The organism is Limnochorda sp. L945t, assembly GCF_035593305.1.
GTDB classification, from domain to species: domain Bacteria; phylum Bacillota; class Limnochordia; order Limnochordales; family Geochordaceae; genus Carboxydichorda; species Carboxydichorda subterranea.
Genome location: NZ_CP141615.1, coordinates 2,270,587 through 2,284,781, shown reverse-complemented (window position 1 = coordinate 2,284,781; position 14,195 = coordinate 2,270,587). Strand labels below are relative to the sequence as shown.

General features: G+C 67.9%; 12 protein-coding genes. 8 read left to right on the top strand and 4 right to left on the bottom strand.

Annotated features, from left to right (window positions below):
* The first annotated feature begins 270 nt into the window (after window positions 1–270).
* The 4 genes from mmsA (at window position 271) to U7230_RS10590 (ending at window position 4,258) form a co-directional block, all read left to right on the top strand.
* A complete protein-coding gene (gene mmsA / locus U7230_RS10605; RefSeq protein ID WP_324715813.1) occupies window positions 271–1,467 on the top strand; it encodes a CoA-acylating methylmalonate-semialdehyde dehydrogenase in 1,197 nt (398 codons plus the stop codon).
* On the top strand, window positions 1,439–1,990 hold the full coding sequence (locus U7230_RS10600) for an ABC transporter ATP-binding protein (RefSeq protein ID WP_324715812.1): 552 nt from the start codon (window positions 1,439–1,441) through the stop codon (window positions 1,988–1,990). The genes mmsA and U7230_RS10600 overlap by 29 nt, the downstream gene beginning before the upstream one ends.
* Window positions 1,991–2,011: 21 nt before the next feature.
* On the top strand, window positions 2,012–2,776 hold the full coding sequence (locus U7230_RS10595; protein WP_324715811.1) for a 3-hydroxybutyrate dehydrogenase: 765 nt from the start codon (window positions 2,012–2,014) through the stop codon (window positions 2,774–2,776).
* A gap of 180 nt (window positions 2,777–2,956) precedes the next feature.
* Window positions 2,957–4,258 carry an MFS transporter gene (locus tag U7230_RS10590; RefSeq protein ID WP_324715810.1) on the top strand — a complete coding sequence of 434 codons (1,302 nt, stop codon included), beginning with the start codon at window positions 2,957–2,959 and terminating at the stop codon, window positions 4,256–4,258.
* A 45-nt stretch (window positions 4,259–4,303) separates the two neighbouring features.
* On the opposite strand, the gene U7230_RS10585 is transcribed toward U7230_RS10590, so the two are convergent.
* From U7230_RS10585 to U7230_RS10570, 4 genes are read right to left on the bottom strand one after another with little or no spacing between them, the layout of a single operon-like run.
* Entirely contained in the window at window positions 4,304–5,464 is a 1,161-nt protein-coding gene (locus U7230_RS10585; RefSeq protein WP_324715809.1) for a citrate/2-methylcitrate synthase, read from the bottom strand.
* A gap of 26 nt (window positions 5,465–5,490) precedes the next feature.
* Window positions 5,491–6,870 (bottom strand): MmgE/PrpD family protein, encoded by a 1,380-nt coding sequence (locus U7230_RS10580; protein WP_324715808.1) that lies wholly within the window; start codon window positions 6,868–6,870, stop codon window positions 5,491–5,493.
* 30 nt (window positions 6,871–6,900) lie between these two features.
* Window positions 6,901–8,817 (bottom strand): acetate--CoA ligase, encoded by a 1,917-nt coding sequence (locus U7230_RS10575; RefSeq protein WP_324715807.1) that lies wholly within the window; start codon window positions 8,815–8,817, stop codon window positions 6,901–6,903.
* A gap of 36 nt (window positions 8,818–8,853) precedes the next feature.
* Window positions 8,854–9,060, bottom strand: coding sequence for a hypothetical protein (locus tag U7230_RS10570; RefSeq protein ID WP_324715806.1), 207 nt, complete (start codon window positions 9,058–9,060; stop codon window positions 8,854–8,856).
* A gap of 143 nt (window positions 9,061–9,203) precedes the next feature.
* Between U7230_RS10570 and U7230_RS10565 the strand changes: the two genes are divergently transcribed.
* The 4 genes from U7230_RS10565 (at window position 9,204) to U7230_RS10550 (ending at window position 14,119) form a co-directional block, all read left to right on the top strand.
* Complete coding sequence (locus tag U7230_RS10565; RefSeq protein ID WP_324715805.1) at window positions 9,204–9,812, top strand: TetR/AcrR family transcriptional regulator; 609 nt, start codon at window positions 9,204–9,206, stop codon at window positions 9,810–9,812.
* Window positions 9,812–10,819 carry a patatin-like phospholipase family protein gene (locus U7230_RS10560; protein WP_324715804.1) on the top strand — a complete coding sequence of 336 codons (1,008 nt, stop codon included), beginning with the start codon at window positions 9,812–9,814 and terminating at the stop codon, window positions 10,817–10,819. Before U7230_RS10565 ends, U7230_RS10560 begins: the two co-directional genes overlap by 1 nt.
* Before the next feature lie 93 nt (window positions 10,820–10,912).
* Window positions 10,913–13,255: an efflux RND transporter permease subunit gene (locus U7230_RS10555; RefSeq protein ID WP_324715803.1), complete on the top strand. Its 2,343-nt coding sequence runs from the start codon at window positions 10,913–10,915 to the stop codon at window positions 13,253–13,255.
* A gap of 30 nt (window positions 13,256–13,285) precedes the next feature.
* Window positions 13,286–14,119, top strand: a complete 834-nt coding sequence (locus tag U7230_RS10550; RefSeq protein ID WP_324715802.1) for an outer membrane lipoprotein-sorting protein — start codon at window positions 13,286–13,288, stop codon at window positions 14,117–14,119.
* Window positions 14,120–14,195 lie beyond the last annotated feature (76 nt).

Genomic DNA, 14,195 nt, shown 5'->3' with positions numbered 1-14,195 from the left:
GACGATCGCCAGACAGCTCATCGCCTCCGACGCGCTGCTCAGTACCCTGAGGGCTCGGGCGTCGCCCCGGCGCCTTGGCTTCTTTTTCAGGGCGCAAGAGGGGAGAAGGAAAACGCGTCCACGTGATGTAGTTAGTGCTCATACGTAATAGCGTTAGCACCGGGGGTTCAGGGGGTCGGGTTCGGGAAGCAGTTTTGAAAGCGATAACAAGCCTTCTCCAGACGCCCCTCCCCCGGCGCGACGCTGCGCCGAAACGGAGGCGTCGTCGCCGTGGTAGCCCAACTCATCGGCGGGACGTGGTCCCGTCCTCGCCGCCCGGTCCTTCCCGTCTTTAACCCGGCCACGGGGGAGGTGATCGACGAGGTCCCGCTGTCGGGCCCGGAAGAGGTCGGTGCCGCCTGCCGGGCGGCCGACGAGGCCTTCGGCCATTGGAGCCGTACCCCGGTCATGGAGCGGGTGCGCCTCATGTTTCGCTTCAAGCAGCTTCTCGAGGAGCACTTCGAGGACCTGGCCCGGATCGTGACCCGCCACCACGGCAAGACCCTCGATGAGGCGAGGGGCGAGGTGCGCCGGGGGATCGAGGTCGTCGACTTCGCCTGCGGAGCCCCGACCCTCCTGCAGGGCCGCACCCTGCGCGAGGTCTCCAGGGGGGTCGACCAGGACTACTACCGGTACCCCGTGGGCGTGGTGGCCGGCATCACGCCGTTCAACTTCCCGGTGATGATTCCTCTCTGGATGTTTCCCCTGGCGGTCGTCGCCGGAAACACGTTCGTGCTCAAGCCTTCTGAGCGTACGCCCCTCGGCGCGGTTCGTCTGGCAGAATTGTTCCTGGAAGCGGGTTTTCCTCCGGGCGTCCTCAATGTCGTTCACGGCGCCCGGGAGGCGGTTGACGCCCTGCTCGAGCATCCCGCGGTGCGGGCCATCTCCTTCGTGGGCTCGGAGCCGGTCGCCCGGTACGTCTACGAACAGGCTGCCCGCCACGGCAAGCGGGTGCAGGCCGCGGGCGGCGCCAAGAACCACATGATTGTCCTGCCCGACGCCGATCTCGACCTGGCCGTGGAAGCCATCCTCAACTCCGCCTTCGGCAATGCCGGGGAAAGGTGCCTGGCCGGGAGCGTCGCCGTGGCGGTCGGGGACGTCCGGGAGCGCCTCCTCGAACGCCTCGAAGAGCAGACGCGGCGCCTGCGGGTCGGCCCGGGTGACAGCCCCGGAGTCCAGGTGGGCCCCCTCATCCGGGCCGACCACCGGGAGCGGGTGCTGGGCTACATCCGGCGGAGCGAACAGGAGGGAGCTCGCGTGGTCGTCGACGGGCGGGCCGAAGTGGAGCGGCCCGGCTTTTTCCTGGGCCCCACCGTTCTGGACGGCGTTTCGCCGGAGATGGCAGCCGGTCGGCAAGACGACGACCATCCGCAGCATCCTGGGCCTGACCCCGCCGCGGATGGGCCGGATTACCCTGTTCGGGCGTGACGTGACCCGCCTGGCGCCGCATGCGATCGCTTCGTTGGGCGTCGGGTACGTGCCGGAAGGCCGGCGCATCTTTCCCCACCTGACGGTAGAGGAAAACCTCATGGTCGCCGCCGGAAAGGCCCGCAGGGCCTGGAGCGTCGAGCGGATCTACCGGCTCTTTCCCCGGCTCGAGGAACGCCGCAAATACAAGGGCCGCCAGCTCTCGGGCGGGGAGCAGGAGATGCTGGCGATCGGGCGAGCGCTGGCGCTCCATCCGCGGCTCATCGTGCTCGACGAGCCGTCGCAGGGGCTGGCGCCGCTCGTGCTGCGTCTGGTGATGGAGACGCTGGACAGCTTGCGGCGGAGCGGGGTCTCCATCCTCTTCTCGGAACAAAACGCCCGCTGGGGTTTGCAACTGGCCGATCGCGTCTACGTGCTGGACGACGGCCGGGTGGTCCACGAGGGGAACGCAGAGGAGCTTCGACGGGACGCGTCACGCACGGAAGCCCTCACCGGGGTCGGGCGCCGGGAGCAGGGCGAATAGCGGGGAGCAAAGGGGTTGAACATGGGGGCTCTTGAAGGAAGAACCGCCCTCGTCACAGGAGCGGCCAGCGGCATCGGACAGGCGATTGCCAGGGCATTGGCCCGCGACGGGGTGCAGGTGCTGGTCCATGACGTCGCAGAAAGCGGTCAGGAAGTAGCCGCGCAAATAGGGGGCCGCTTCCTACAGGCAGATCTTGCACGTCCGGAGGCGGTGCGAGAACTGGCGCGCCGGGCCATCGAGCAGGCAGGAAGGGTGGACATCCTCGTCAACAACGCGGGCTTCCAGCACGTGGCGCCGGTCGAAGAGTTCCCCGAGGAGACCTGGCAGCGCATGCTCCAGGTTATGCTCACGGCGCCGTTCCAATTGATCAAGTACCTGCTCCCCGGCATGAAAGGGCGCCGGTGGGGCCGGATCGTCAACATCGCCTCGATTCATGCCCTGGTGGCGAGCCCGTTCAAGGCGGGATACATCAGCGCCAAGCACGGCCTGCTCGGGTTGACCCGGGCGGCAGCGGTAGAGGCGGCACCATACGGGGTCACCGTCAACGCCATTTGCCCGGCCTACGTGCGAACGCCGCTCGTGGAGGGGCAGATAGCGGCCCAGGCGCGCTCGCTCGGCATCCCCGAGCAAGAAGTCGTCGAAAGGGTGATGCTCGAGCCTGCTCCCATCAAGCGCCTGATCGAACCAGACGAGGTGGCAAGCCTCGCATCTTTTCTGGCCTCCGAACAGGCCGGCGGGATCACCGGAGCGGCTTACACGCTGGATCTGGGATGGACGGCGCGATGAAGGCGATTGAACGGCCCGCCGGATCATCCGGCGCATAGCGATGCTCCACTGCGTGTGAGGTGAAAGAGACCCGCCCTTCTCCCTCGCGGGCCTCGAGTGTGGGGATTCGTGCAGGAGGCGGCGCTGCCGCTACGGAAGAGGCCCCACGGAAACCGTCAGGCGCGGCGGGGGGCGGAGGGTGTGGAGGGATACCCGCAGCCCGGTGGGGCCTGGGTGGGCCGGGGGACGGCGCGGCCCGTGCGGCTGCAGACCTGGATCGACCGCGTGGCGGCGCCTTTACCCGGCAGGCAACGGGACTTCGTCCTGTACTGGGTGGCCAGCTTCCTCATCTACGGCGGATGGGGTTGGACCCTGCCCTTGCAGGGCCTCCGTTTGCTGGAGGCCGGCATCGGACTGGGCGGTATCGGGCTGATCCAGGCCGCCTCGGGCCTGGCGTCCCTGATGGCGCAAAGCTACCTGGGACACCTCTCGGACCGGTTCGCCAGGCGCCGTCCGTTCCTCCTGGCGGCGCTGGGAGGGAGCGCTCCCCTCCACGTGTTGTTCGTCTGGCTCCACCATCCGGTCGTACTCGCCGCGCTGGTGGTCGCGATGACGGTGCTGCAGACGGCCTACATTACGATGCTCTTCACTTCGGTGAGCAGCATCGGCCGGCCGGGCCAGGGGGGCAGGACCTTCGCGGCTTACCGGATCAGCGGCTCCGTGGGGTGGGTCGTTACCTCTTTGTCGCTGGCGTGGGTGCTCGGGCCGCTCGGGATCCGCGGCGCCTACGCGCTCGCGGCCGGGGTGTACGGCGCGGTGACCCTGGGGATCGGCGCTTGGCTGCCGGAGCCGCCGGTGGAGCCGCATGAGGGGTCTGGGAAGAGTGCCCGTCCCGCGAGCGTCCGGGCGCTCGGCGCCTCGGGGAGGATGCTGTTGCGGTCGACCGAGCTGCGCCTGTTTTACGCGGGTACGGTGCTCATGACCTTCAGCATGGCGGCGGGTGCCATCTACATTCCCATCTATCTCAAGGTGGGCCTTGGACTGAATGACGCTGCGTTCGGCGTGCTGACCGCCGTGCCGGCCATGTTCGAGGTGCCGTTCATGTTGTGGCTCGGGAGGGCGGCCGACCGGTGGGGAGTCCACCGGCTGCTGGCCCTGGGAGCGGCAGTCGGCGTGGTGCGCTGGGGGGCCGTGCCCTTTGCCACCCAGGCACTGCAGGTGCTGCCTCTCCAGGTGCTCAACGCATGGAGCTTTTCCAGCACCGAGATCCTCGGCGTGGCCTTCTTGAGCCAGCGGGTCGGCCTGGGGCTGCGGGGCACCGCCCTCGGCGTGCTGAGCTCGGCGCAGGCCCTGGGGCGGCTGGTGGCGCCGGCGGCAGCCGGGGCGCTGGGTGACCGGTGGGGCCTGGCGGGGATCTTCTGGCTGGCGGCCGCCGCCGCCCTCATGGCAGCTCCCCTCTTCGGCGCGAGCCGGGCCGCAGGAGAGAGGGGCTCCCGCGGATGACCGGGATCCGCGCCCGTGGCCGGCACTGCTCGACCCGCAGCCCGCTCACGGCTGCCCGTTCGGATGCCGTCCCCACGGGCCCTGGTACAGCACTCTCGGGCGGAACAGCCGGTTGTTGGCGTGCTGCTCCGCCACGTGAGCGACCAGCCCGGCCGTCCGTGCCGCCAGGAAGATGGGGGTGTAGAGATCGATGGGAATCCCCAGCAAGAGGTAGATGAGCCCCACCGGGTAGTCGGCGTTGGGGAACAGCCCCTTCTCTCGGAGCATCACCTGCTCGACGGTCTGGTAGATGCGATAGAGTTCCGGGCCTTCCGGCCGGCGGCCGGCAAGCTGGGGGATGTAATCCTTCATGAGATGGGCCCGGGGGTCGTACCGCTTCATGTAGACCCGGTGGCCGAAGCCCATGATGCGCTCTTTTCGGGCGAGCTTCTCCATGACGTACGCCTCGGCCACCGATGCGCCGCCCCGCTGCAAAATCTCCAGGAGCATGTGCGCCACGGCCTCGTTGGCGCCCCCGTGGAGCGGCCCTTTGAGCGACGCTGCGGCTCCGGCCACGGCTCCGTAGATGTCAGAGAGGGTGGAGGCGATGACCCGGGCGGCGAAAGTGGAATTGGGCATCTCGTGTTCGATGTAGCAGGTGAGCGACATGTCGAAGATGCGAGCTGCCTGCGCGTCGGGCCGGGCGCCGGTAATCATGTAGAGGAAGTTTTCCGAGAATCCCAGCTCCCCATCCGGCTCCACCGGCGGCAGGCCGTGCACCGTGCGGTATGCGTTGGCCGTGATGGCGGGCATACGGGCCAGCAGCCGGACGCCTTTGGTCAGGTTGGCCTGCATGGAGGGGTCCCGGAGCTCGGCAGGATCCTCGAATCCCGCCAGAAACGAGATCACGGTGCGCTGGGCGTCCATGACCTCGGTCGTACGGGGCATGAGTTGAAAGAGCCGGTAGGCGGCCTCGGGCAGCGCTGCCTGCTCCTGCAGTGTCCGGTTGAAATCGGCCAGCTCGTCTGCCGAAGGCAAGCTACCGTAGATCACGAGGTAGGCCACCTGTGGGTAGTGCATCTGCCTGGCAAGCTCGATGAGGTCGTAGCCGCGCACCACGATCTGCTCATGCTCTACGTCCAGGTAAGAGATGGACGTGACGGCAGCGATGACTCCCTCGAGCCCCGGGCTGTAAGATCCCTCTGCCGGTCCGATCGGCAAAGCCATCGGTAAAGCCCCCCTGTGCTACGTTCTCACAGTCGCAGCAGGCCCGCCAGGTCCTCGAGGGCTGTTTGCCGCTCGAGGCCGAAGACGAAGTCGATGACGAGGTCCGCTTGCGCAGGGCTGAACGCCTCCTCGACGTTGAGACGGAACTTTTGGACGACTTCCTCGTCCGTCATGGGGTTGCGCGCATGGCCCCTCGGGAAGCGGACCTCGCGCACGAACTCCTCGCGATCGACGGTCATGACCCGAATGCGGTTGGGGATCCCCTCGGGGTAGCCCCGGGTGAGCTCCGGGTCTTCCTGGAGAGTGGTGTGCTCTTTCAAGATCTTGCGGAGCGTGGGGTCGGCGATACGTTCGCGGGAGAAGGATCTCCGGGTCACCTGCCCATCCAACAGCGCCGCTACGACGGCGTACGGCAACGAGTGGTCTGCCGTCTCCCGGGTCCTCGGCTCCCACTTCTCGGGATCTTTGGCGATGATCTCGTAGGCCGCCTTGAACGTGTCGATGTGGATGGAGGCGATGCGGCTCGGGTCGCCGATCTCGGTGCGAAGCTGGAGTGCCGCGTCGACGGCACTTTGGGCGTGGTACTCCACCGGCCAGAACTTGACGTAGGTGTCGCAAATGCGCCGCGGCGGGCGCTTTTCGACCAGCGAAGCCAGCGCCGCTTCGTCGAACGTCTCTCCGGCGAGCAGCTGCCGGAAGAAGCCCATCTCGCCGGCAAAGGGCTGGAACGGCCCCGTCATCCCCTTGGACGCCAGTACGGTCGCGAAGACGGCGTTGCGGGCGGAGTTGGCGGCCGCTGCGCCCTTCCACATGGAGAGCTCTCCCGCCCGGGTCTGGCGCATCGCCGCATGGGGGACGGCCACCAGCGAGATGGCGTGCTCGATCTGTTCCACGGAGAGTCCCAGCAGGCGGCCGGCGGCTGCCGCGGTCGCGATGCCGACGTAGTTGACGTGATCCCATCCGTACCGGCGGAGGCTCGCCGCATCGCACAGGTTGACCCCGATCTCGTAGGCCACCGCCACGGCGGTGACGAACTCCCTCGGTGCGACGCCGCGCCACTCCGCCACGGCGAAGAGCGGTGGGATCACATCGCTCGGGTGGAGCGGCTCCTTCGAGAGGTACGTGTCGTTGAAGTCGAGATAGCGCACCATCACCCCGTTGGCAAAGGCGGCCACGTCGGCCGGAGCGATGAACGCCGTGCCCCACAGGGTCGCCCCCGAGGTGACCGGCCATTCGTAGGCGTAGGCGCGGGCGGCCTTCGGGCTGTCTTCGGTGAAGGCCGCCATGGCCACCCCAACCGAGTCCAGCAGCCTGCGCTTCACTTCGTGGACGGTCTCCGGTGGGAGATCTTCCCAGCGCACCGAAGCGGCATACTCGCCCATTATCCGGCTGAAGCGGTCGCTCATGCTCGAGTGCCCCCTGCGACGGCCACCGGGTCAGTCGCTACCGGTCGCCTTGAGTTCGGCCCGCATGGCCTGCCATGCGGCGCGGGCTTCCTCCACCGATCCTATATCTTCAATGGTGGAGATGTCGCCCGGGTCCCGTCCCAGGATGACGGCCTTGAAGACCCGCCGCATGATCTTGCCGCTGCGGGTCTTGGGCAGAGCCTTGACGAAGTGGATCTCTCCGATCACGGCGATGGGGCCGAGCTCCTGGCGAACCGTCTGGAGCAGCTCCTGCCGGAGGCCGTCGGACGGCTCGTGGCCGGCCTTGAGCACCACGAACGCCGAGATGACCTCGCCGCGCAGCTCGTCCGGACGGCCCGTGACCCCCGCTTCCGCCACGGCGGGGTGGCGCAAGAACGCGGTCTCCACCTCGATGGTACCGATGCGGTGCCCGGCGATCTTGATGATCTCGTCGGCGCGGCCGCTGAAGTAGAAGTAGCCGTCCTCATCCACGTACGCGGCGTCTCCGGTGAAGTAGACGTGTGGGATCACCTGCCAGTAGTCGCGCCCGTACCGTTCGGGGTCACCCCACAGGGTGGGCGTCAGGCCGGGGAACGGGCGTGGGATCACCACGATGCCCTTTTCGCCCGGTTCGCAACGCTTGCCCTCGATCGTACGCACCTCGGCCGAGGTACCCGGCAGGGGCAGTCCCGCCGAGCCCGGCTTGATGGGCAGCATGCCGAGGCCGTAGGGATTACCGATGACGGGCCCGCCTGTCTCCGTTTGCCACCAGTGGTCGATGACCGGCACGCGGTCGCCGAACACGTCCTTCTGGAGCCACTCCCAGGCGGGCGCGTTGAGGACTTCGCCGGCCGAAAAGAGCCGTTGCACCGTGCTCAGGTCGAACGCGCGGGCCGGACCGGTGCCGTAACGCATCAACAGGCGCACGGCCGTGGGTGCGGTGAACACCCCGGTGACCCGGTTCTCCTCGATGATGCGGTAGAAGGTCTCGGGCCCCGGGTGGTCCAGGGCACCTTCGTACGCGATGGTCGTACAGCCCACGAGCAGCGGAGCATAGACGATATAGCTGTGCCCGACCACCCACCCGATGTCGGACGTCGACCACCACACGTCCTGCGGGGAAAGGCCGAAGGCCCACTGCGCCATGCTGCGGATGTAGACCTGGTACCCGCCGTGGCTGTGGACGGCCAGCTTCGGCTGCGCGGTGGTACCGGAGGTCGCCAGGATGTAGGCCGGCTCGTTGGACTCCATGAGCTCGTGGACGTCCGGCCGGCCCTTGCCCTGCTCGACGAACTCCTCCCAGAGCAGGTCTCGCCCGGGCCTCAACTCGATGGGCCTCGGGCTACGGCGCAGCACGACGACCTTCTCGACGGGCGAGTCGGGAACGGCCAGGGCCTCCTGGACGATGTCCCAGAGAGGGACCTCCCGGCCCTTGCGCCAGGTAACGTCTGCGGTGAGCAATACCCTGGCGCCGCCGAGCCGCATGCGTTCGGCGAGCGCCCGGCTGCCGAAACCCGCGAAGACCACCAGGTGGACGGCCCCGATGCGCGCCGCCGCGAGCATGGCCATGATGGCTTCGGCGCCGGTGGGCATGTAGATGGCCACCCGATCGCCGCGCCTCACCCCGAGCCCCCGCAGCGCTGCAGCCAGGCACCGGATGCCATGCTGGAGATGGGCGTACGTGTAGACCCGGCGCTCGCCCCGTTCGGTTTCCGCAATGAGGGCCGCGTGGCCACCCCGACCCCGCAGCACGTGGTAGTCCACCGCGTTGTAGCTCAGGTTGGTGAGGCCTCCCACGAACCAGCGAAACGTCGGAGGCGTGCTCTCGTAGGTCCGGTCCCACTTGCGGAACCAGTGCAACTGCTCCGCGGCCTTCGCCCAGAAACCCTCGGGGTCCTCCTCGGCGTCCTTCAGCCAGCGCTTCACGGTCGGAGCGATCACTTCCACCGCGCTCTACCTCCCGGTAACTTTCCCGGTAACTTCTCAGCCGCTCTGCCCCTCGGGTCGGGGGAAGGCCTCCTCCCGGTACGCTGCCTCGTAGTGGTCCCGGCGGGACACGAGCAGGTCGCAAGCCCGCTCGAACACCTCTGCCGCTGCCTTGCCCACCCGAGCCACCCCCGCGCCCCTGGATACGGTTACAGTGATGACTCGTATTAGTGATGATGGCCCGGTTTCCTCCTTGACAACCACCGGTTTTCCGGCGCTCCTCTCAGGCTCGGACGGCCGGGCGATGCGCGAGCTGGTCGTGCTTTCCAGGGGCCTGTTCTTGCGCGCCGCGAGCGCCGCCACTATAATGCAAGTCGGTCGTCCGACCAAAAGGGTGGGAGAAGGCCATGCGGGCAAGTTCCCGTGAGGATACCAGCGCTACGATTCTCGACGCGGCGTACCGGTGCCTGGCCCGAGAGGGATATGCGGCGGTCTCCATGCGCCAGATCGCCAGGGAAGCAGGGGTGGCGCTGAGCCAGCTCCACTACTACTTCCAGTCCAAAGAGCGCCTGTTCATCGAAGTCATGCGGCGTACCACCGAGCAGCACCTGCAGGAGGTGGTGAGCTGGCTCGGCCAACTCAGCGCCGACCAGCGCCTCAACGGGCTGGTGCGGATGGTTCGCGCAAAGCTCCGGGAAGACCCCGGATGGTTCCGGCTCTTGTTCGACTTCAGCAGTCTCGCCTTCCACGACGCGGAGGTGCGTCGCCAACTTCGCCGGCTGTTCGAGGAGGTGGCCGACGAGGCGGCCAGCCGGTTTGCCGGCTTGTGGCAAGCGCCATCGGCCGGGACGCTACGCTCCCGGCTGGCCGGCCTGTCGCCCCAAACCCTGGGGCGCATCTTCGTGGCGACCCTGTACGGCCTGGCGCTTCAGGTGCTGATGGAGACCGACGAGACGGGCAAGACCGAGCAGCCGGTGTGGTTCGAGGAGCTGCTGGTGGCGGTGGGCACGTCGTAATGCCGGTCGACCACTTCAAAGGTGTGCTCCGGGGCTCGGTTCCCGGATCGCCCGCTGCGCTTGCCCTTCACCCCGGGCCGGTCGTCGGCGTCGCCTTGGGGGGCGGGGCTGCCCGGGGCGCAGCCCACATCGGCGTGCTGAGGGAGCTCCAACGCCGCGGGATCCCCATCGACGTCGTGGCGGGGACGAGCATCGGTGCGCTGGTCGGTGCCGCTTATGCCGCGGGGCGTCTCGACCGGCTCGAGGGCTTTGCCGCCTCTCTCTCCTGGCGCAGGCTCCTGCGCATGGCGGACCCCGGTCTGGACGGAGGGGTTGTCCAGGGCCGGCGGATCGAGGCGTTCCTCGAGGCGCTGTTCGGCGAGCTGCGGTTCGAGGATCTTCCCAAGCGTCTCGTGGTGGTGGCCACGGCCCTGCCGGACGGCGAACCTGTGGTGCTTTCCTCCGGACCGCTGGTCGACGCGGTGCGGGCGAGCATCGCGGTCCCCGGCCTGCTTTCACCCGTTCGGTACGGGAGCCGGTGGCTGGTGGACGGCGGTCTGGTCGAGCTCTTACCCGTGCGGGCCGCCAGGGCATGGGGAGCCGAAGTGGTCATCGGCGTGGACATCCGTTCCCGGCACGACGTGTGGGGAAGGCTGGCACGGCGCCTCAAGCATGCTTACGGGCGGGTTACCCCCCAGGCCCGAGAATGGCGGCGCAAGGTGCCTGTAAGGTTTTTCATCGACCAAGCACCGGCGGACCGCATGAGCTTCTGGAACGTGGTGGGGCGCAGCCTGGAGGTGGCGGTCCGGCTCCAGGGGACTACGGATGCCGGCGACGACGGACACCCGGACGTGCTCATCCGCCCGGCGGTGGAGGGCATGCACGGCCACCAGTTCCTGCGCTGGGCCGAGGGCGTGCAGGCCGGGCGCATGGCCGTCGAGGACGCCTGGCCCCGTCTCAGCGAACTGTTCGAGGAGGCATCGGCCTCAGGGATGGCGGGGGGACATACGCTCCCTTCGCGCATATGAATCGGTCGTCCGAATCGTTGTGCTCACCTGCGCGCGGCGGACCGGTGGCCACCGGCGCGCCGGTACGACACCGATCACGGGAGGATGGGGATCGTGGCGGTCGTCACGCGGTTGGTGTTGAAGCATCCGCGTCCCGTCCTTGGGGCGTTGCTCGCGGTGACCCTGGTTTTCGCCGCATTCTTACCGAAGCTCCACATCTCGAGTGACCTGCGGTCGATGGTGCCGAGAGACGACCCGGCCCTTCGGGCGCTCGACGCCGTCACCGACGAGTTCGGTTCGCAGGACCTGGTGATGGTGGTCCTCAGGGCTCCCGACGTGTACACCGTGTCGACCCTGCAAAAGGTGGGGCGGCTCGCCGAGGCGCTGCGGGAGATCCCGGGTGTGGACACTGTGACGTCCCCGCTGGACGTGGAGCTGGTGCGCGCAACCGAGTCCGGGATGGAGATCCAACCCGTGGTCACCGCCCCTCCGTCCACTCCGGACGAAGTGGCCCAGTTCAAGGCCCGGTTCCTGACCAGCCCCCTGGCCGACTCGCTCATATCGCCAGATGGCCGCGCCCTGGCCATCGTCGTCACGCTGGAGCCGGGTTTCGCCTTCAACGACGAGTTCTCCCGAACGACAGGCCCGCAAATCGAGGCGCTGGTTGCGCGGGAGCAGGGCCCCGAGTCGATCGACGTGGTGGGGGAGCCCTTTCTGGCCTATGTCGGCACGCGGAGCATCCGCCGAGACCTGGAGGTGCTCTTTCCCCTGGCCGTCGCGGTGGTGTTGGGCAGTTTCTACGTGAGCTTCCGGACGGCGGCGGCCCTGGTGCTGCCAATGGTACCGGTGTTGCTGAGCCTCGTCTGGACCCTGGGCCTGATGGCAGCCCTGGGCTACCACCTCTCCATCGTCTCGTCGGTGCTGCCCGTGATGCTGGTGGTGGTAGGCAGCGCCAGTACCATCTATGTCCTGGGTCGCTACCAGGAGGGGCGCCGGGAAGGGCTGCAACACCCGGAGGCGGTTGAGCGCGCGATGACGGCGCTCAACGCTCCTCTGGTGATGGTCTCGCTCACGGACGCGGTCGGCTTCGCCTCGCTGGCGACCTCCTTCGTCCAGCCGGTCAAGGAGTTCGGGCTGTTCACGGCATTGGGTATCTTGTTCTCCCTCCTGGCCACCTTGGTGGCCATCCCGGCCATCCTGAGTCTGCGAGAACTGCGGGCGGCAGCGCAGCCGCGGCCCGCCGACTCGGCAGGGGCCTGGGGCACCTTCGACAGGTGGATGGCGCAGCTGGCCTCCGCCATGGCCCGGCCCGCAGGCCTGGGCATCGTGGGGCTGAGCAGCCTGCTCCTCGTGGTCGCTGCCCTCGGGATCCCTCGCGTCCGGGTCGAGACCAACTTTCTCGAGTACTTCCGGCCGGACAGTCCCGTCGTGAGAGGGACGCGGGCCGTCGAGCAACACTTCGGGGGCACCAATCCCCTCACCATCGTGGTCGATACGGGTACCCCGGACGGCGTGAAAGATCCGGCCGTGCTCGAGCGCCTGGAGAGGCTCCAACAGAGCCTGGACGCCCTGCCCAACGTGGGCCACAGCCAGTCCGTCGTGGACGTGGTGCGAGAAGTCAACCGGGCGCTGAACGGCGACGAGCCGGCGGCCTTGCGCGTTCCGGATAGCCGCCAAGCCGTCGCTCAGGAACTGCTTCTGTTTGCTTTGCAGGGCGGCAGCGGGCTCGATCAACTGGTCAACTACGACTACTCGAAGGCGCGGCTTTTCACCCGCATCGCCACGGTTCCCACCCAGCAGATCAAGCGCATCGTGCAGGAGGTAGAGGTGCAAAGCCAGCTGGCCTTTGCCGGGACACCGGCCAGGGTGTCGGTGGTCGGCATTCCGCAGCTCGTCATCCGGCTGCTGGACCGGTTCATTCCGAGTCTGCTCCAGAGCCTGGCCATCTCCTTCGTCGTCGTGGGCATCATCGTCGGCCTGTTGATGCGGTCATGGCTGGTCGGCCTTCTCGCGCTCGTGCCGCTCGTGCTGACCGTCGTGCTGCAATTCGGGCTGATGGGGTACGGCGGCATCGCCCTGGACGTGGCGACCACCATGATCGCGAGCATCACCATCGGTGTCGGAGTGGACTTCGGCATCCAGATGATGAGCCGGTTCCGGCAGGAACGCACGGCCGGCCGGCCACCGGTGGAAGCCCTGGCGGTGACCGCGGCCAGCACGGGCCGGGCGATCCTGACCAACGCCCTCAGCCTTGCCGCCGGCTTTGCCGTGCTGGTCTTCTCCGACTTCCGGGCCGTGGCGGTGCTGGGAGCGCTCCTGGCCATGACCATGCTGGTGTCCGCCGCCGCCACGCTGTTTCCTCTGGCGGCGTTGCTGGTACGCATGCCGGAGCGAACCGTGGCCGGCGGCGGGGTGACGGCCCGGGCCGCATCGGCCCAACCCGGCAAGAGCTCTTGATCGAGACGATGGACGGGGGTGGCGGTTGAAGTGAAGAGGAGCGTGGGCGAAAGGGTCGGGCACCGTTTGCGGGGGACGCTTCGCGTCGTTTGGTCGGGGGTGCTGGCGGCATGGGTGACGGTGGTCATGATCGCCGCAGGTGCCCTGGCGGCCGAATTGTCGGCTTCGGAGATCCTGGACCGGATGACGGGCACGGCGGTGCTGAGCGGCAGCGGGCAAGCCGAGCTCGAGCTCGTCACGGAAAACGCCCGGGGCCAGCAGCGCGCCAACCGCTTGCGGATCTTCCGGATGGAGGCGAGCAGCGGCGCAACGCAGCAACTGCTCGAGTACCTCGACCCGCCCGACGTCCGGGGCACCAAGTTCCTCAGCATCGACGAGCCCGACAAGCCGGCCCAGATGTGGCTGTACTTGCCGGCCCTGGGACGGGAGCGGCGCATCGCCGGCAGCGCCACGCAGGATCAGTTCATGGGGACCGACTTCACGTATGACGAGATCGGCGGGGGCACGACGTACAAGGAGGATTACACGGCCCAACGCCTGGCGGACACCGCGGTCGACGGCCGCGCCGCGTACGTGCTGAAGCTGACGCCCAAGAGCACGGACAAGAAGTACAGCTACGTCCAGATGTGGGTTTGGAAGGAGACGTTCCTGCCGCTTCGCATCGACTTCTTCGACCGGAGCGGCCGGTTGGAGAAGCAGCTGCTGACCGCCGACTTCCGGCAGGACGAACAGGGGAAATGGTTGCCCTACCGCATCACCATGGTCAACGCCAAGAGCAAGAGCAAGACGCTGGTCCAGTTGATTTCGCAGCGCTCGGGTGCGGTGCCGGACGAGTACTTCACCTTGCGCTATCTGCGGCGGTGAGCTCGCCAGCCACTATCGGTCGCCAGCAGGTATCGTGGGATCTCCGCGCCATTTCCCCACGACGCCATCGCTGAGT